This window comes from Streptomyces sp. 891-h (assembly GCF_022760275.1).
Taxonomy (GTDB): Bacteria; Actinomycetota; Actinomycetes; order Streptomycetales; family Streptomycetaceae; genus Streptomyces; species Streptomyces spirodelae.
This window is the reverse complement of sequence record NZ_CP050693.1, coordinates 2932066-2948721: the sequence shown is the minus strand read 5'-3', so window position 1 is coordinate 2948721 and position 16656 is coordinate 2932066. Positions and strand designations below refer to the sequence as shown.

The window sequence follows — 16656 nt, the reverse complement described above, 5'->3', positions numbered from 1 at the left end:
GGGGCGCACCCTCGCTCCTGAGACGGGGCGCGGAACCGTACCCCCGGTACCTGATACGGCCGGGACTGCCGCCGGTGCCTGATACGGCCGGTGCAGGAACAACAAAGGAGAGACACCATGCCGAAGCCCACCAAGGGTCCCCGTCTGGGCGGCAGCGCCGCGCACCAGAAGGCGATGCTGGGCAACCTGGCGACCGCGCTGTTCGAGCACGGCCGCATCACGACGACCGAGGCGAAGGCCCGCCGCCTGCGTCCGGTCGCCGAGCGCCTGATCACCAAGGCGAAGAAGGGCGACCTTCACAACCGCCGTCAGGTCATGCGCACGATCCTGGACAAGGGCGTCGTCCACACGCTCTTCACCGAGATCGGCCCGCGGTACGAGAACCGTCCCGGTGGCTACACCCGCATCACCAAGATCGGCCCGCGTCGTGGCGACAACGCCCCGATGGCGGTCATCGAGCTGGTGGAGCCGCTGACGGTGCAGCAGCAGGCGGTCGGCGAGGCCGAGGCCGCGACCAAGCGTTCCGCGAAGGACGCCGCTGGTGACGAGGCCGTCGCCGAGCTGAAGAAGGAGTCGGCCGAGGAGTCCGCGGAGCCCGCCGAGGGCGAGTCCAAGGAAGCCTGAACCGGCAGACTGAGCGGGCCCGCCCCATCGGGGTGGGCCCGCTTTCGCTTTGGAGGGTGTCGCATGGTGCGGATTCGGCTGGACCTGGCCTATGACGGGCGGGAGTTTTCCGGGTGGGCGCGGCAGCGCGGACAGCGGACGGTCCAGGGGGAGATCGAGGACGCGCTGCGTGTCGTGCTGCGGCAGAGCGAGACGCCCGAGCTGACCGTCGCCGGGCGTACCGACGCCGGGGTGCACGCGCGGGGGCAGGTCGCCCACGTCGATCTGCCGGCCGAGGTGTGGGCCGAACACGGTGAGCACCTGCTGCGCCGTCTCGCGGGGCGGCTGCCGATGGATGTCCGGGTGTGGCGGCTGAGCGAGGCCCCGCCCCACTTCGACGCGCGCTTCTCGGCGGTCTGGCGCAGCTACGCGTACCGCGTCACCGACCATCCGGGCGGCGCCGACCCGCTGCTGCGCGGACATGTGCTGTGGCACAACTGGCCGCTGGACGTCGACGCCATGAACGAGGCGGCCCGCGGGCTGCTGGGGGAGCACGACTTCGCGGCGTACTGCAAGAAGCGCGAGGGAGCGACGACGATCCGTACGCTCCAGCGGCTGGAGTGGGTGCGCCGCCCCGACGGGGTGCTGGAGGCGACGGTGCAGGCGGACGCGTTCTGCCACAACATGGTCCGCTCCCTGGTGGGCGCCATGCTCTTCGTCGGCGACGGCCACCGCCCGCCGGAGTGGCCCGCGAAGGTGCTGGCCGCGGGCGTACGGGACTCGGCCGTCCATGTCGTACGCCCCCACGGCCTCACCTTGGAGGAGGTCGCCTACCCGCCGGACTCGGAGCTGGAGGCACGCAACCTGGCCTCCCGCAACAAGCGGACGCTGCCGGGCGTGGCGGGCTGCTGCTGAGAAGCTCCGGTCCCTGCCTCGCCCTGCTCCGGTCCTGCCTCAGTTGTCCTTCGCGGCCGCCTCCGACTGCTCCTTGCCGCGTTTGAGAACCCGCGCGTAGGCGTAGTTGGAGCCGTCCAGCGCGGCCTGCTGGGCCTTCTTGTCGCTCGCGCCCGAGGGCTGCCCGTTGGTGCGGCCCGCGATGGTGAAGTACGCGTACCGGCCCAGGGAGTTCGCCGTGGTGCGGCAGGTGACCGTGCGGCAGAAGTCGGGGACGCCGCCGCCGGGGAGCGCCACCAGGTTGGGCTGGTACTCCTTCTTCACCTTCTCGGCGGTCCTGGCGTCCTTGAAGACGGCGATACCGACCGTGACGGCGAGGCCCTTGTTCGTGTAGGTGGCGCGGTAGAGCGCCGTGCAGTTGTTACGCGTCAGTACGGGGCCCAGGCCCGCGTGGGCGGCCTCCGCGCAGTTCTTGCTGGTGTCCGTCTTGGCCAGCTTGTAGGGGTGGCCGTTGATGGTGACGCGCTCGGTGGGGTACAGCGTCTTCGCGCTGAGCGGCGCCTTGTCCCGCTTGACGTCCGAGATGAAGTCCCGGGGCGGCGGCGGGGGCGGCGGCTCGTCCTTGAAGGTGGGCTCGGGCGCGTCACCGCTCGGGGAGACGTCCTTGGCCGGGGGCAGCGAGTCCGAGGGCTTGTCGGAGGCGCCCGAGGAGCCGTCCTCGTTGACGACGGCCACCGCGACGATGCCCGCGATGGCGGCGGTGGCCAGCGCCCCGCCACCCGCCATCAGCCAGCGGCGGCGCCGGGCACGGCTGCGCTCGGCCTGCTCGGCGAGGGCCGCCCAGTCGGGGCCCGCACCACCGGGACCCGCGGAGTTCCAGCCCTCGGGGTTCCCTCCGGAGTTCCACCCGGGTCCGCCTTGGGACCCCCACCCGGGTCCCCCCTGCCCAAAGCTCATGAGCGCATCTTATTGCGCCTCGTACACGGTCTGCCCAGGCGTGGTCGGAACGTGACAATCGTGGGTACGGGCCGCCTCCGGGCGGGGGGCGTTTTGACCCTTGAGGGTGCGGGTCGGTACTCTACTGGTTCGTTGTGTGTATTGGCTTGCCTGTTCTCACGTGGGGGGCTATACACCGGCCTACCGGTCGATGACCAGCGATCAGCATGCGGATGCGTCACCGCATGCGATCTTGCCTGTCGTGATCTGCCTGGTTGGCCCTGTCAGGACCCAATCACTGAAGAAGCGAAGGCTACGACCGTGCGTACGTACAGCCCCAAGCCTGGCGACATTCAGCGCCAGTGGCACGTCATCGACGCCCAGGACGTCGTCCTCGGCCGTCTGGCCTCCCAGGCCGCCACCCTGCTGCGCGGTAAGCACAAGCCCGTGTACGCGCCTCACATCGACACCGGTGACTTCGTCATCATCATCAACGCCGACAAGGTGCACCTCTCGGGCAACAAGCGCATCCAGAAGATGGCCTACCGGCACTCCGGCTACCCGGGTGGTCTGCGGTCCGTCCGCTACGACGAGCTGCTGGAGAAGAACCCGGAGAAGGCCGTGGAGAAGGCCGTCAAGGGCATGCTCCCCAAGAACTCCCTGGGCCGTCAGATGCTCTCGAAGCTGAAGGTCTACGCGGGCGACCAGCACCCCCACGGTGCGCAGCAGCCCGTGCCGTTCGAGATCAGCCAGGTCGCGCAGTAAGTCCGGCCACCCCCTACGACTGAAGAGAAGCTGAGGAGAATCGTGGCCGAGACCACCGCTGAGACCCCCGTCGAGGGTGTCGAGGAGTACACGACCGAGACCCCCGAGGCCCCGGAGGAGTACACCTCCGAGTCCCTCGCCTCCCGGTTCGGCGACCCGCAGCCGGCCGCCGGCACCGGTCGCCGCAAGAACGCCATCGCCCGCGTCCGGATCATCCCGGGCTCGGGGCAGTGGAAGATCAACGGTCGCACCCTTGAGGGCTACTTCCCCAACAAGGTGCACCAGCAGGAAGTCAACGAGCCGTTCAAGGTCCTGGAGCTGGACGACCGCTACGACGTGGTCGCCCGTATCTCCGGCGGCGGCATCTCGGGTCAGGCCGGCGCCCTGCGCCTCGGTGTGGCCCGCGCGCTGAACGAGGCGGACGTGGACAACAACCGCGGCCCGCTCAAGAAGGCCGGCTTCCTCACGCGTGACGCCCGCGCGGTCGAGCGCAAGAAGGCCGGTCTCAAGAAGGCCCGCAAGGGCACGCAGTACAGCAAGCGCTGACCCGGCGCTCGCTGGAGCGAAAGACTGCATCCCGGATGCCCCGTCGGCACCTCACCTCGGTGCCGGCGGGGCATCGGTCGTTCGGGCCGTACGCCGTAGGAGTCGTACGGCACACGGCCCGACACCCGGTCTTGTGACGGCGGCGCACCCGCCGTCAGGCTGACAACGGGGCGTATACCTGGTGTGCCGGGCCTGATCAGGCCCGCCCGGTGAATGCCCGGAGAACGCCCCCAGAACTCGGAGGAACGACTGTGGCACGACTCTTCGGTACCGACGGTGTACGTGGTGTCGCCAATGAAGGGCTGACGGCCGAGCTGGCGCTCGGGCTGTCCGTCGCGGCGGCCCATGTGCTGACCGAGGCGAAGGCGGGAGCGGACGGCGGCCCTGAGGCGGCCGCCGACGGCGCCCGGCCGGTCGCCGTCGTCGGGCGGGACCCGCGGGCCTCCGGTGAGTTCCTGGAGGCCGCCGTCGTCGCCGGACTGGCCAGTGCCGGGGTGGACGTGCTGCGGGTCGGCGTGCTCCCGACACCCGCCGTCGCCTATCTGACCGGCTCCCTCGGTGCCGACCTGGGCGTGATGCTCTCGGCCAGCCACAACCCGATGCCCGACAACGGCATCAAGTTCTTCGCACGCGGCGGCCACAAGCTCGCCGACGAGCTGGAGGACCGGATCGAGGCCCTCCACCGCGAGCACGCCGCCGGTGAACCCTGGGCGCGGCCCACCGGGGCCGGGGTCGGCCGGGTCAGGGACTACGACGAGGGCTTCGACAACTACGTCGCCCACCTGGTCGGGGTGCTGCCGAACCGGCTCGACGGGCTGAAGGTCGTCATCGACGGGGCGCACGGCGCCGCGTCCCGTGTCTCGCCGGAGGCCTTCGCGCGCGCCGGTGCCGATGTGATCACCATCGGCACCGACCCCGACGGCCTCAACATCAACGACGACTGCGGCTCCACCCACATCGACGGGCTGCGCGACGCCGTCGTACGGCACGGCGCGGACCTCGGCGTCGCACACGACGGCGACGCCGACCGCTGCCTGGCCGTCGACGCCGACGGGCACGAGATCGACGGCGACCAGATCCTCGCCGTCCTCGCGTTCGCCATGAAGGAGGCGGGACAGCTCCGCAAGGACACCGTCGTCGCGACGGTGATGTCCAACCTCGGCTTCAAGCTGGCGCTGGAGCAGGCGGGCGTGGAACTGGTGCAGACCGCGGTCGGGGACCGCTATGTGCTGGAGGAGATGAAGCGCGGCGGCTTCTCGCTCGGCGGCGAGCAGTCAGGGCACGTGATCGTCCTGGACCACGCCACCACCGGCGACGGAACCCTGACAGGTCTGATGCTGGCCGCGCGCGTCGCCGCCACCGGGAAGCCGCTGGCTCAGCTGGCCGCGGTGATGGAGCGGCTTCCGCAGGTGCTGGTGAACGTGCCGGACGTGGACAAGTCGCGGGTGGGCACGGCGCCCGAGCTGATCTCCGCCGTCGCGGAGGCGGAGCGGGAGCTGGGGGAGACCGGGCGGGTGCTGCTGCGCTCCTCCGGGACCGAGCCGCTGGTGCGGGTGATGGTGGAGGCCGCCGACATCGAGCACGCGCGGGCCGTGGCCGGACGGCTGGCGGATGTGGTGAAGCGCGCGCTGGGATGACGCCGGTGCCGGCCGCCGCTACAGCTTCCTGAGTGAGAGCCGTCGAACCTTGTGGTCCGGGCCCTTGTGGAGCTGGAGGGTGGCCCGGCCACGGGTGGGCGCTATGTTCTGGCGGAGGTTGGGCTCGTTGATGGTGCGCCAGGTGGTGCGCGCGTAGTCGAGGGCCTCCTCCTCCGAGACCGCTGTGAAGCGGTGGAAGTAGGAACGCGGGTCCTGGAAGGCGGTTTCGCGCAGCTTGCGGAACCGCTCCAGGTACCAGCGCTCGACGTCGGCCGTACGGGCGTCCACGTACACCGAGAAGTCGAAGTAGTCGGCGACGGCCAGCCGGGTGCGGCCGTCCTTGCCGGGCAACGCGGGCTGGAGGACGTTGAGGCCCTCGACGATGAGGATGTCCGGCTGGTGCACGGTCAGCCGCTCGCCGGGCATGATGTCGTAGACCAGGTGCGAGTAGACCGGCGCCGTCACCTCCGGCTTGCCGGCCTTGACGTCGGCGACGAAGCGGGTGAGGGCTCGCCGGTCGTACGACTCGGGGAAGCCCTTGCGGGACATCAGACCGCGCCGCTCCAGCTCCGCCTTGGGCAGCAGGAAACCGTCCGTCGTCACCCTCTCCACCCGCGGGTGCTCCGGCCACCGGGCGAGGAGGGCCTGCAGCAGCCGGGAGACGGTGGACTTGCCGACGGCGACGCTGCCCGCGACGCCGATCACGAACGGGGTGCCGCGCTGTGGCGCGTTCCGGCCCGCGCGGTGCGGGTCCTCGAGAAAGGTGTTGAGCGCTCGGCGCAGCTCGTGCGTGGCTCCGACGTAGAGGTTCAGCAGCCGGGACAGCGGCAGGTAGATGTCCCGCACCTCGTCCAGGTCGATGACGTCACCGAGCCCCCGCAGGGCCTCCACCTCCGCAGCCGTCAGCGGGAGAGGGGTGCGCTCGCGCAGGGCGCTCCACTCCGAGCGGCCGAGGTCGACGTAGGGCTTCGTGGACACGGGGCCATTCTGCGCGGGCGCCCGGCAGCGCTCACCTCCGGGGCGGTCGACACCGGTGCTGTGCGTGCGGACGATCCACGGACAAGCCACGGACAAACGGTGTACGAGATGTGCCCACAGAAGCTATGTTCCGTTCCATGTCCTCCCCCCTGAGCCGCATACGCCGCCCCCGCATCACCCGGCGCACCTCCGGAACCGACCCGCTGGGCCCCGCGGGCCACGTCTACAGCGATCTGACCGACGGGCTCCCGGACGAGGATCTGACCGAGGACCTGACGGACTCCCTGGAGCTGTACGTCATGGGCAGCAAGCCACGCTGCGAGGAGTCGGAGTACCTGGAGCTCATGGAGGACGCCATAGAACGGATGGCGCGGGGTGAGTGAGCGAGTGAGCACGCGGGGAGCGCCCTGACGTGCGCGTACCCTCGGTCCGTCGATGACTGTCGATGACAACGGGCGACGGGACGAGGTGCGGAAGTGGGACAGCGGTGATCATCGGGGTGGGAATCGACGTCGCGGAGATCGACCGCTTCGCCGCCTCCCTGGCGCGGACACCCAGCCTGGCCGACCGGCTCTTCATCGACCGGGAGCTGTGGCTGCCCAGCGGCGAGCGGCGCGGAATCGCGTCCCTCGCGGCACGGTTCGCCGCCAAGGAGGCGCTGGCCAAGGCGCTGGGCGCCCCCGGCGGACTGCGGTGGACCGACGCCGAGGTGTGCACAGCGGATTCGGGACAGCCGTATCTGCGGGTACGCGGCACCGTGGCGGAGCGCGCCGCCGAGTTGGGGGTGCGCGGATGGCATGTGTCCCTCTCGCACGACGCGGGGGTCGCCTCGGCGGTCGTCGTGGCGGAGGGCTGAGCCCCGGGACGCGGCCCGGTGGGGCGGACGCCACACTGGGGGCATGAGGACTGGTTACGGCGTGGAGACCGTGCGTGCCGCCGAGCGGGCGCTGATGGCCCGGCTTCCGGAGGGCGCGCTGATGCGGCGCGCCGCCGCCGGGCTGGCGGCGGCGTGCGGACAGCTGCTGGGACGTATTTACGGGTCCCGCGTGGTGCTGCTCGTCGGCAGCGGCGACAACGGCGGGGACGCGCTCTACGCGGGTGCCCGGCTGGCCAGGCGCGGCGCCGGGGTGACGGCTGTGCTGCTGACGCCCGAACGCGCGCACGAGGGCGGGCTGGCCGCGCTGCGTGCCGCCGGAGGGCGCGTACGGGTGGCCCCGGGCGCCGTGGTCGAAGGCGCCGCCGAGCCGGTCGGCGACCTCATCGCACGTGCCGACCTGGTGGTGGACGGCATCGTCGGCATCGGCGGCAAGGGCGGACTGCGGCCCGCCGCCGTGGAGTTGGCCGACCTGGTACGGGACGCCGGGGTGCCGGTCGTCGCCGTCGACCTGCCCAGCGGGGTGGACGCCGACACCGGCGAGGTGCCGGGACCCGCGCTGCCCGCCGAGGCGACCGTCACCTTCGGCGCGTACAAGCCGGGGCTGCTGATCGACCCGGCCCGGGAGCACGCGGGAGCCGTCCGACTGATCGACATCGGGCTCGGACCGCACCTGCCGGGGACACCCGACGTGGAAGCCCTGCAGCACGCCGACGCGGCGCGTCTGCTGCCGAGGCCGAAGGCGGAGAGCGACAAGTACCGGCGCGGTGTCGTCGGTGTCGTGGCGGGCTCCGGGCGCTATCCGGGAGCCGCCGTGCTGGCCGTCTCCGGCGCGCTGCGCAGCGGTGCCGGTGCGGTGCGGTACGTGGGGCCCGGCGCGGAGGCGGTGATCGCCCGCTATCCGGAGACCCTCGTCTCCGAGGGGCCGCCCGGACACGCCGGGCGGGTGCAGGCATGGGCCGTCGGGCCGGGACTGGGCGACGAACCGGCGGCACGGCAGGCCGTCGACGAGGTGGTGGCCTCCGAGGTGCCGCTGCTCGTGGACGCGGACGGGCTGCGGCTGATGGACCTGGAGGCCGTACGCGCCCGGACGGCCCCCACCCTGCTGACCCCGCACGCCGGTGAGGCGGCCGCGCTGCTCGGCGTGGCACGCGAACAGGTCGAGGCGGGGCGCCTGGCGGCGGTACGGGACCTGGCGGAGCGGACGGGGGCCACCGTGCTGCTCAAGGGCTCCACGACGCTGATCGCCGAGCCGACAGCGCCCGGGGCCACGCCTTCCCCCGTACGAGTGAACGCCACCGGCACCGGCTGGCTGGCCACGGCGGGCAGCGGCGACGTCCTCACCGGACTGGCCGGCGGCCTCCTGGCGGCCGGCCTGTCCGCCCGCGACGCCGCTTCGGCCGCCGCCTACCTCCACGGCCTCGCCGGCCGCCTGGCCCCTGACCCGCCCGCCGCGATGGACGTCGCATCAGCCCTGGCCACGGCCTGGCAGGACGTGATGCGCGGCGAGTAGGGGGGACGGGACGCGCCCCGTCAAGGGCGCGGGGAACTGCGCGAGCAACCACCCACAACCCGCAGCCGCCGGACATGGCGCAGGGGCAGGACATCAGGCGCCCCCAGGGACATCAGGCGCCCCCGCAGGAACGTCAAACGCCCCCACTCACATCGACGGCTCCGGCGAAGCCGGAACAAGCGGTTTGCCGAACCAATGGTCGGCGTAGGGCGAATCGTTGAACGGCGCGATTTCCTCGTAGCCGAGCCGCGCGTACAACCGCCTGGCCTCCACCAGATCGTCCCGGGTGTCCAGCCGCACGGCCGTCGCGCCCATGCCGAGCGCGGCGTGCTCAGCGGTGTTGACCAGCAACTTGCCGAGGCCGCTCCGGCGCGCGTGCGGGGCGACCCAGACCCGGCGGATCTCGGCCGTCGTCCCGGTCACCATGAGGACGGCGACACAGCCACCGACGGCGCCGACGCCGCCGTCGCCATGGTCGCGGGCCAGCATGAAGACACCCTTGGGCGGAACGAGTCCGTCGTCCGGCTCCCCGGCCAGCGCGGCGTCGATCTCCTGCTCGGTCGCCGGGCGCCCGTAGTAGCGGCCGGCTATCTCGCGGATGTACGCGCGGACGGTGGCGACCGCGTCGGGGCTGTCGATGGGCTCTGGTCGGATGATCCACGTCACGCCAGTCATTGTCCGAACGCCCGCAACCGGTTTTCCGCCGACTGTCAGTGGCCGATGTCACACTCCGGTGCATGGCTGAGAAGAGCGCCGCGAGTACGAAGAGCACCATGAGCAGCAAGGGCACCAAGAGCACCAAGGCCACCATCAGCCGTACGCCGACCATCTTCGCCCCCGAGTGGCAGGGCGACACCCGGGAAGCGCTGCCCCTGGTGGGCGACGAGCGGGAACTGCTGACCCGACATCTCGACTGGCATCGCGAGACGCTGCTGCTCAAATGCGAGGGCGTGCCGCCCGAGGAGCTCTCGCAGCGCAAGGTCCCACCCTCGGGGTTGAGCCTGCACGGGCTCGTACGGCACCTCGCGGCGGTGGAGCGCTGGTGGTTCCGTATCCAGCTCGCGGGCGAGCAGGTGCCGTTGCTGTACTACACGGAGGACGATCCCGACCAGGACTTCGACTCCCTGGACGGTGACCCGGCCGAGGCGCTGGACGGATGGCGCGCCGAGTGCGAGCGCTCCCGCGGGATCGTCGCGGCGATGGGCCTGGACGCGACGGGAACACACGCCCGCACCGGCCGCCCCGTGTCGGTGCGCCGGGTGCTCATCCACATGGTCGCGGAGTACGCCCGGCACTGCGGCCACGCGGACCTGCTGCGCGAGCGCATCGACGGGGCGACCGGCCGCTGACGGACTCCCCGGGATCGGCACCTGCGACACTGAACCGGTGAACGACGTGTACCAGCACCCTGGCGGCGACATCCGGGCCCAGGACCACGGCCGGGCGCGCGCCGAGATCGACCTCGGCGCGCTGCGGGACAACGTGCGGACGCTGCGCGGGTACGCGCCGCGCGCCGAGTTGATGGCCGTCGTCAAGGCGGACGCGTACGGGCACGGAGCGGTGCCCTGCGCCCGGGCCGCGCGGCAGGCGGGGGCGAGCTGGCTTGGCACCGCCACCCCCCAGGAGGCGATCGCGCTGCGGGATGCCGGGGACCGCGGCCGGCTGATGTGCTGGCTGTGGACGCCGGGCGGCCCCTGGCGGGAGGCGATCGAACGGGACATCGACGTCTCGGCGAGCGGCACCTGGGCGCTGGACGAGATCGTGGCGGCGGCCCGCACCACCGGGCGCACCGCACGGGTGCACCTGAAGGCCGACACCGGGCTCGGCCGCAACGGCTGCCAGCCCGCCGACTGGCCGGGGCTGGTGGCTGCCGCGCGCGCCGCCGAGGCCGAGGGCGCGGTGCGGGTCACCGGCGTCTGGTCGCACTTCGCCTGCGCCGACGAACCGGGCCACCCCGCCAACGCCGCGCAGCTCGACGCCTTCCGGGAGGCCCTCGCCGTCGCCGAGCGCGCCGGGCTCGACCCCGAGGTGCGGCACCACGCCAACTCGCCGGCGACGCTCACCCTGCCCGAGTCCCACTTCGACCTGGTCAGGCCCGGCGTCTCCGTCTACGGCCTCTCCCCGTCCCCCGAGGTCGGCACGGCGGACAGCCTCGGGCTGCGCCCGGTGATGACGCTCAGCGCCTCGCTCGCGCTGGCCAAGCGCGTGCCCCGCGGCCATGGAGTGAGCTACGGACACGCCTACACCACCCCGGGCGAGACGACGCTCGGGCTGGTGCCCGTCGGATACGCCGACGGGCTGCCCAGGCACGCGTCCGGCACCGGTTCCGTGCTGGTGGCGGGCAAGTGGCGGACGGTCGCGGGGCGGGTGGCCATGGACCAGTTCGTCGTCGACCTCGGCGGCGACAGCGCTGCGGCGGGCGACCGCGTCGTCCTCTTCGGCCCCGGCGACCAGGGCGAGCCCACCGCCGAGGACTGGGCTCGCGCGGCGGGCACCATCTCCTACGAGATCGTCACCCGGATCAGTCCCCGGGTCCCGCGGGTATACGCCAAGGAGCAGGCCGACGGCTGAGCCGCCGCACCGGGGCACGGCGCTCGACCGCCGGGGCCGGTGACGGACAGGCGAGACCGGGCGGACGGGACAGACGGGGGCGGTCATGAGCGAGGACAGCAGGGCGCAGCGGGCGGCGGACGCACTGGAGGCCGCCGGCGCCGCACAGGCGGCCCGGAGCGCGTGGCGCACGGCGGCGGCAGCGGGGGAGTACGCGCAGGGTCCGCGCGCAGCGGGCGGTGCGGGCTGGCCGCGCCGGGCGGGGGTCGCGGGCGCCGCCCTCGGTGTCGTGGCGGCCGGCGTCGCGCTGGAACGCCTCACCGTGCACCGGACCGTACGCCGCAAGGCCCGGGTGGCGCTGGATGCCGCAGGCCCCTACGGCACGCTGCGCGGCACCTCGGGCCGGGCGCGTGCCGAGGACGGCACGGAGCTGTACTACGAGGTCGACGAGCCCGCCGACCACCCGCTCGGCTGCACGGACACCGAGGCGGCGGCCGCCGCCTCCGGTGACGGCCTGGGCGGTCCGGAAGTCGGCCCCGTACCCCTCCCGGAGGCTTCGCCTTGGCAGGGAAACCCCGACGACGAGGGCCCGGGCCGGCTCGCCGGGCGCTGGGCGCGGCTGCTGGGGCTGCTGCGGGGCCGCGGCACGAGCGACGCCGCGCCGCTGACCGTCGTCTTCTCGCACGGCTACTGCCTCAACCAGGACGTGTGGCACTTCCAGCGGGCCGCGCTGCGCGGCGCGGTCCGGTGCGTCTACTGGGACCAGCGCAGCCATGGCCGCTCCGGCCGGGCACCCGCCGGAGAGCCCGTCTCCATCGATCTGCTGGGCCGCGATCTGAAGGCCGTGCTCGACGCCGCCGCGCCCGAGGGCCCGGTGGTGCTGGTGGGGCATTCGATGGGCGGTATGACGCTGATGGCGCTGGCCGAGCAGTACCCGGAGTACGTCGCCGAGCGCGTCGCGGGCGTCGCCCTGCTGGGCACCAGCGCGGGGGGCCTCACCGAGGTGACATACGGCCTGCCGGCCGCCGGGGTGCGGGCCGTGCGTCGGGTGGTGCCCGGGGTGCTGCGGGCGCTGGCGTCCCAGTCCGAGCTGGTCGAGCGCGGGCGCCGGGTCACCGCCGACCTGTTCGCGGGCGTGGTGAAGCGCTACTCGTTCGGCAGCCCGCGCGAGGTGGACCCGGGGGTGGCCCGATTCGCCGAACGCCTCATCGAGTCGGTCCCGGTGGACGTGGTCGCGGAGTTCTACCCCGCCTTCGCCGAGCACGAGAAGAGCGGCGCGGTGCCCGCCTTCGACGGGCGCCCCTCCCTGGTGCTGGCCGGCGACCGGGACCTGATGACGCCGAGCGAGCACAGCGAGCGGATCGCGGCCGCGCTGCCCGACGCCGCGTTCGTGATCCTGGAGGCGACCGGTCACCTGGCCATGCTGGAGCGTCCCGAGCCGGTCAACGAGCACCTGGCCCGGCTGCTGACGCGTACCATCCGGACCCATGGAAGCACCGCACCACCAGCATCCTGTCCCGCCTCCTCAGGCTCGCTCCGGCGACCCTTCGGGCGGTGAGAGCGGCACCGGCGGCCCGCCGGACGCCCCCGCCGAGGGTGCCCGCGAGGTCACCGTCACCGTGCCCACCGCCGAGGCCATGCGCGCACTCGGCACCCGGCTCGCCGGGCTGCTGCGCGCCGGGGACCTCGTCCTTCTGACGGGTGAACTCGGCGCCGGGAAAACGACCCTGACGCGCGGCCTCGGGGAGGGCCTGGGCGTGCGCGGCGCGGTCACCTCGCCCACCTTCGTCATCGCGCGCGTCCATCCCTCGCTGACCGAAGGCCCGCCGCTGGTGCACGTGGACGCCTACCGGCTCGGCGGCGGCCTGGAGGAGATGGAGGACCTCGACCTGGACGTCTCGCTGCCCGAGTCGGTGGTCGTCGTGGAGTGGGGCGAGGGCAGGGTCGAGGAGCTGACGGAGGAGAGGCTGCACGTGGTCATCTCCCGTACGACGGGCGAGGGCGCCGAGGAGGGCGCCGACGACGTGCGGACCGTCACGTTCCTGGGAGTGGGGGAGCGCTGGGAGCGGGCGGACCTCGAAGCCCTCGGCTGACCGCGCGCCCCGCTGTTGCGACACGGTTCCGACATGGTGTCGGCAAGATGTTGCGCGGTCGGTGCGGGCCGTGGTCCCATGGGAGGTGAGAGCACGGTTAGGTATGCCTAAGTGCCGCCGTGCCGACGCCCCTGGAGGAGCCATGACCGCACAGCAGCAGCGAGCACCGCGGGTGCCGCACGCGCCCGCGCGGGATGAGGCGGCGTCCGCCGGCGGCCACCCCGCCACGTATGAGGGCACGCCGCCCATGAGCCAGCTGCTCGCATCCTGCGCCGCCGCGGCGGCCGTCTCTCGGCCCCCGCGAGACGAGCCCGACCCCGACTGACCCGTACCGGGCGCCCCGAAGGGGCGCGGGGAACTGCGCGAGCAAGCGCAACGCACCCGCAGCCTGCGACGGCGGGACAGGGGCACCCCCTCATCGGCACGAGGGGGCCTCAGTCAGCGGACGACCACCACACGCGTACCGATCGGCGCGTGCAACCACAGCGCCTCGCCGTCCTCCCGCTTCTCACGGATGCCGCCCGTCTTACGGGCGGCATCCGGCGTGGGCGTGGAGCCGTCCAACGCGGCGCTGAAGCCGATCGTCACGCCGTCGACGCCGGCGAACCGCACGACGTTCTCGACGGGGACGCCGTCCGAGCCGGTCACATGGGATGAGCGCGAGGTGACCTTGTAGGTGCCCGGCTCAGGGGTGACCGAGCTGGGGGAGACCGTGTAGGTCCTGGTGACCTTGGAATCCTTGTCGACCAGCCACACCCGCTGCCGCTTGAGCGAGTAGACGACGCGGTGGCCCTGGCCCGAGGCGTCGGGCAGCGCGGTCTCCTTCTGGGCGGGCTCGCGGTTCTTCCCGTCCGAGCTGCCGGGGGAGGGCTTGGCCGTCTTCCCCGTCGAGGGCTTCTCGGCGTGCTCCTGCGCGGCCGAGGCCTGGTACGCGAAGAAACCGATCACGGCGAGGGCCGCCGTCGTCAGCCCGGCGACGACCACTCCGGCGCTGCCGCCACTGCTCCGTGCCACCGTGCGCTGCCACCTCTCGTGCCCGCCGCGAATGCTGACTGTCCGGCCTGTGGTTGACGGTAGCAGGAGAGAGGCGGGTGGCCGGGGGGAGGCGGGAGGGGGAACTTGGAGTAACAGCCGCGCTTGTGTTCGCATAAGGCGATGACCCCCCACGGTTCATCGACAAACTCCACAACCCCCATACCGAAGGTTCCCCACCCCCACAGCCCGGCCAATCCGTACGAGGAACTGGCCGCGCTCGCCCCGCCGGACGAGGCCGCCCCGCCGCACGGCGCCGCCCCGCCGCAGGGCCCCGGCCCGAACCCGTACGAGGCGCTGGGGGACGGCGCGTCCGAGGAGCCATACGACAGCGGGCTGCGCGGCCTGGGTATCCGCTCGGACTACGACGAGCCCGCCTACGAGGACCGGATGCCGTATCTGCGCGCCGTGCGCAGGCGCCGCCGCTCCAGGCTGTCGCGCACCGTCAAGCTCGGCATCGCCTGCTGCGCCCTGCTGGCCTTCCTCGGGGTGGGGGACCGGTGGGCCGCGCTCTACGCCGAGGGGAAGGCGGCCGAGAAGGTGCAGGACTCGCTGCACCTGCACGCCCGTCCGGAGGTGCACATCAACGGCTTCCCCTTCCTCACCCAGGTGGCGAAGGGGCGCCTGGACCACGTGGAAGTAGCCGTCCCGGACGTGCCCGCGGGCCGGGTCTCGGTCGCCCAGGTCAGCGGCACCGTCAACGACGTCAGGATCGTCGGCGACGCGCCCTCCGCCATCCGGGGCGCCGTGCTCGGCCGGATGAAGGGCGACGTCCTGCTCGACTTCGACGACCTCGACCGCGAACTGGGCACCTCCCAGGTGAAGTTCACCGCGGGCGGTGAGCACACCGTGCGGGCCGCCGGTGAGCTGCCCGTCGCGGGCAGCAAGGTCAAGGTGCGCGCCCGCGCCCACCTCGAACGCACCGGCGACCACAGCGTGGGCACCACGGTGGACGACATGCGGCTGGTCGTCCCCGAGATGTTCAGCTTCACGCCCGGTACCGGCAAGCAGGCGGGCCTGCGGCTGTCCCGCCCCTTGGCCGAGCGCGTTCAGCACGACCGCGAGAAGGCGCGGGCGCTGTTCGGGGTGCGCTCCATCGCCCGGCGGTTCGGTATGACGCCCGAGCACGCGCGGCAGGTGCGAAGCAGCGACCGGGAGCTGCGCCGGGTGACCGGGACCCCGCGCTTCACGGAGAAGGTGATGCGGGTCAACCTCCTCGACGCTGTCGTCCAGCACCCGCAGGTGCTGAAGAAGATGGGAATCGACCCGGCGCTGGTCGAGGCGCTCAAGAAGATCGAGGAGCCGAAACTCGCCGACAAGCTCGCGCTCCACGTCGAGCTGCCCGAGATGCCGGGAGATGTCAGGCTGCGCGGCGTCTCCGTTGCCGACCAGGGCATCCGCGCCGAGGTCACCGGCGTCAACGTGCCGTTCGGCCGGGCGGCCCAGAAGGAGGGCAAGGCGGCGGGAAAGTGACCGACCCGGCCGCCCCGACGTGCGGCGGCGTCCAGCAGGGGGCCGAGCGGACCGCGCGGGCGCCGTAGGCTGGTCGGGTGTTGATGCTCGCACTGGATACCGCTACACCCGCCGTCACCGTCGCGCTCCACGACGCGGACGGCGACCGTACGCTCGCCGCCGCCCACAAGATCGACGCCCGTCGGCACGGCGAACTGCTGCTGCCCTGTGTCGACGCGGTGCTCACCGAGGCCGGGCGGAAACTCACCGAGGTCACGGACGTGGTGGTCGGCGTCGGCCCCGGCCCCTACACCGGGCTGCGGGTCGGCCTGGCGACGGCCGAGGCGTTCGCGGCGGCGCTCGGCCAGCGGGTGCACGGGGTGTGCACGCTGGACGGTATCGCCTTCGCCTCCGGGCTGACGGAGCCGTTCGTCGTCGCGACGGACGCCCGCCGCAAGGAGGTCTACTGGGCCCGGTACGCCGATGCGCGCACCCGGATCACCGAGCCGGCCGTCGACCGGCCGGCGGAGCTCGCCGCCCGCGACGAGGAAATCGCCGCCCTCCCGGCCGTGGGCGCGGGCGCGGTGCTGTACGACTCCGTCTTCGGCGGCGCACGGCCCGACCTGCCCACCGACCAGTCGGCCACGTCCCTCGCCCGACTCGCCACCGAACGGCTCGCACGCGGCGAGGAACTCCTGCCGCCCCGACCGCTGTACCTACGGCGACCGGACGCGCGCGTGCCCGCCGGCTACAAGGTGGTCACCCCGAAGTGAGCACTGCGGA

At 72.8% G+C, this 16656-nt stretch carries 19 protein-coding genes; 15 read left to right on the top strand and 4 right to left on the bottom strand.

From position 1 onward, the window contains the following. Positions 1-117 precede the first annotated feature (117 nt). Together rplQ and truA are read left to right on the top strand one after the other, a co-directional pair. Positions 118-624, top strand: coding sequence for a 50S ribosomal protein L17 (rplQ, locus tag HC362_RS12610; protein ID WP_209265501.1), 507 nt, complete (start codon positions 118-120; stop codon positions 622-624). A gap of 63 nt (positions 625-687) precedes the next feature. Then, positions 688-1518 (top strand): tRNA pseudouridine(38-40) synthase TruA, encoded by an 831-nt coding sequence (truA, locus tag HC362_RS12605; protein ID WP_243084047.1) that lies wholly within the window; start codon positions 688-690, stop codon positions 1516-1518. Positions 1519-1557: 39 nt separating this feature from the next. Here truA and HC362_RS12600 read toward each other — a convergent pair whose 3' ends face one another. Next, positions 1558-2454 carry a hypothetical protein gene (locus HC362_RS12600; protein ID WP_243084046.1) on the bottom strand — a complete coding sequence of 299 codons (897 nt, stop codon included), beginning with the start codon at positions 2452-2454 and terminating at the stop codon, positions 1558-1560. A 300-nt stretch (positions 2455-2754) separates the two neighbouring features. On the opposite strand from HC362_RS12600, the gene rplM reads away from it, so the two are divergent. The 3 genes from rplM (at position 2755) to glmM (ending at position 5381) form a co-directional block, all read left to right on the top strand. Continuing rightward, the gene (gene rplM / locus HC362_RS12595; protein WP_209265504.1) at positions 2755-3198 is read left to right on the top strand and encodes a 50S ribosomal protein L13; all 444 of its coding nucleotides are present in this window, start codon (positions 2755-2757) and stop codon (positions 3196-3198) included. A gap of 42 nt (positions 3199-3240) precedes the next feature. Beyond that, positions 3241-3744 carry a 30S ribosomal protein S9 gene (rpsI, locus tag HC362_RS12590; protein ID WP_099883495.1) on the top strand — a complete coding sequence of 168 codons (504 nt, stop codon included), beginning with the start codon at positions 3241-3243 and terminating at the stop codon, positions 3742-3744. A gap of 251 nt (positions 3745-3995) precedes the next feature. Continuing rightward, on the top strand, positions 3996-5381 hold the full coding sequence (glmM, locus tag HC362_RS12585) for a phosphoglucosamine mutase (protein WP_243084045.1): 1386 nt from the start codon (positions 3996-3998) through the stop codon (positions 5379-5381). Between the two features lie 18 nt (positions 5382-5399). Here the strand turns inward: glmM and coaA are convergent, their stop codons facing one another. Continuing rightward, positions 5400-6359, bottom strand: coding sequence for a type I pantothenate kinase (coaA, locus tag HC362_RS12580; protein WP_243084044.1), 960 nt, complete (start codon positions 6357-6359; stop codon positions 5400-5402). A 137-nt stretch (positions 6360-6496) separates the two neighbouring features. On the opposite strand from coaA, the gene HC362_RS12575 reads away from it, so the two are divergent. The 3 genes from HC362_RS12575 (at position 6497) to HC362_RS12565 (ending at position 8746) form a co-directional block, all read left to right on the top strand. Next, positions 6497-6742, top strand: coding sequence for a hypothetical protein (locus HC362_RS12575; RefSeq protein ID WP_243084043.1), 246 nt, complete (start codon positions 6497-6499; stop codon positions 6740-6742). A gap of 62 nt (positions 6743-6804) precedes the next feature. Further along, entirely contained in the window at positions 6805-7215 is a 411-nt protein-coding gene (locus HC362_RS12570) for a holo-ACP synthase (protein WP_243084042.1), read from the top strand. A 43-nt stretch (positions 7216-7258) separates the two neighbouring features. Further along, entirely contained in the window at positions 7259-8746 is a 1488-nt protein-coding gene (locus HC362_RS12565) for an NAD(P)H-hydrate dehydratase (RefSeq protein WP_243084041.1), read from the top strand. Between the two features lie 147 nt (positions 8747-8893). On the opposite strand, the gene HC362_RS12560 is transcribed toward HC362_RS12565, so the two are convergent. Next, a complete protein-coding gene (locus HC362_RS12560) occupies positions 8894-9421 on the bottom strand; it encodes a GNAT family N-acetyltransferase (protein WP_243084040.1) in 528 nt (175 codons plus the stop codon). Between the two features lie 62 nt (positions 9422-9483). Here HC362_RS12560 and HC362_RS12555 point away from each other — a divergent pair, with 62 nt between their 5' ends. From HC362_RS12555 to HC362_RS12535, 5 genes are all read left to right on the top strand, one after another. Next, on the top strand, positions 9484-10095 hold the full coding sequence (locus tag HC362_RS12555) for a DinB family protein (RefSeq protein WP_243084039.1): 612 nt from the start codon (positions 9484-9486) through the stop codon (positions 10093-10095). Positions 10096-10132: 37 nt separating this feature from the next. Next, entirely contained in the window at positions 10133-11317 is a 1185-nt protein-coding gene (gene alr / locus HC362_RS12550) for an alanine racemase (RefSeq protein ID WP_243084038.1), read from the top strand. Positions 11318-11402: 85 nt separating this feature from the next. Further along, complete coding sequence (locus HC362_RS12545) at positions 11403-12854, top strand: alpha/beta hydrolase (RefSeq protein WP_243084037.1); 1452 nt, start codon at positions 11403-11405, stop codon at positions 12852-12854. Next, positions 12784-13389, top strand: coding sequence for a tRNA (adenosine(37)-N6)-threonylcarbamoyltransferase complex ATPase subunit type 1 TsaE (gene tsaE, locus HC362_RS12540; RefSeq protein WP_279240096.1), 606 nt, complete (start codon positions 12784-12786; stop codon positions 13387-13389). The genes HC362_RS12545 and tsaE overlap by 71 nt, the downstream gene beginning before the upstream one ends. 142 nt (positions 13390-13531) lie before the next feature. Then, positions 13532-13714, top strand: a complete 183-nt coding sequence (locus HC362_RS12535; RefSeq protein ID WP_243084036.1) for a hypothetical protein — start codon at positions 13532-13534, stop codon at positions 13712-13714. Between the two features lie 113 nt (positions 13715-13827). On the opposite strand, the gene HC362_RS12530 is transcribed toward HC362_RS12535, so the two are convergent. Then, a complete protein-coding gene (locus HC362_RS12530) occupies positions 13828-14403 on the bottom strand; it encodes a L,D-transpeptidase (protein WP_243084035.1) in 576 nt (191 codons plus the stop codon). Between the two features lie 141 nt (positions 14404-14544). On the opposite strand from HC362_RS12530, the gene HC362_RS12525 reads away from it, so the two are divergent. Both HC362_RS12525 and tsaB read left to right on the top strand, forming a co-directional pair. Beyond that, positions 14545-15894, top strand: a complete 1350-nt coding sequence (locus tag HC362_RS12525; protein WP_243084034.1) for a DUF2993 domain-containing protein — start codon at positions 14545-14547, stop codon at positions 15892-15894. Between the two features lie 83 nt (positions 15895-15977). Beyond that, positions 15978-16646, top strand: a complete 669-nt coding sequence (tsaB, locus tag HC362_RS12520; RefSeq protein WP_243088526.1) for a tRNA (adenosine(37)-N6)-threonylcarbamoyltransferase complex dimerization subunit type 1 TsaB — start codon at positions 15978-15980, stop codon at positions 16644-16646. The last annotated feature ends 10 nt before the right edge of the window (positions 16647-16656 follow it).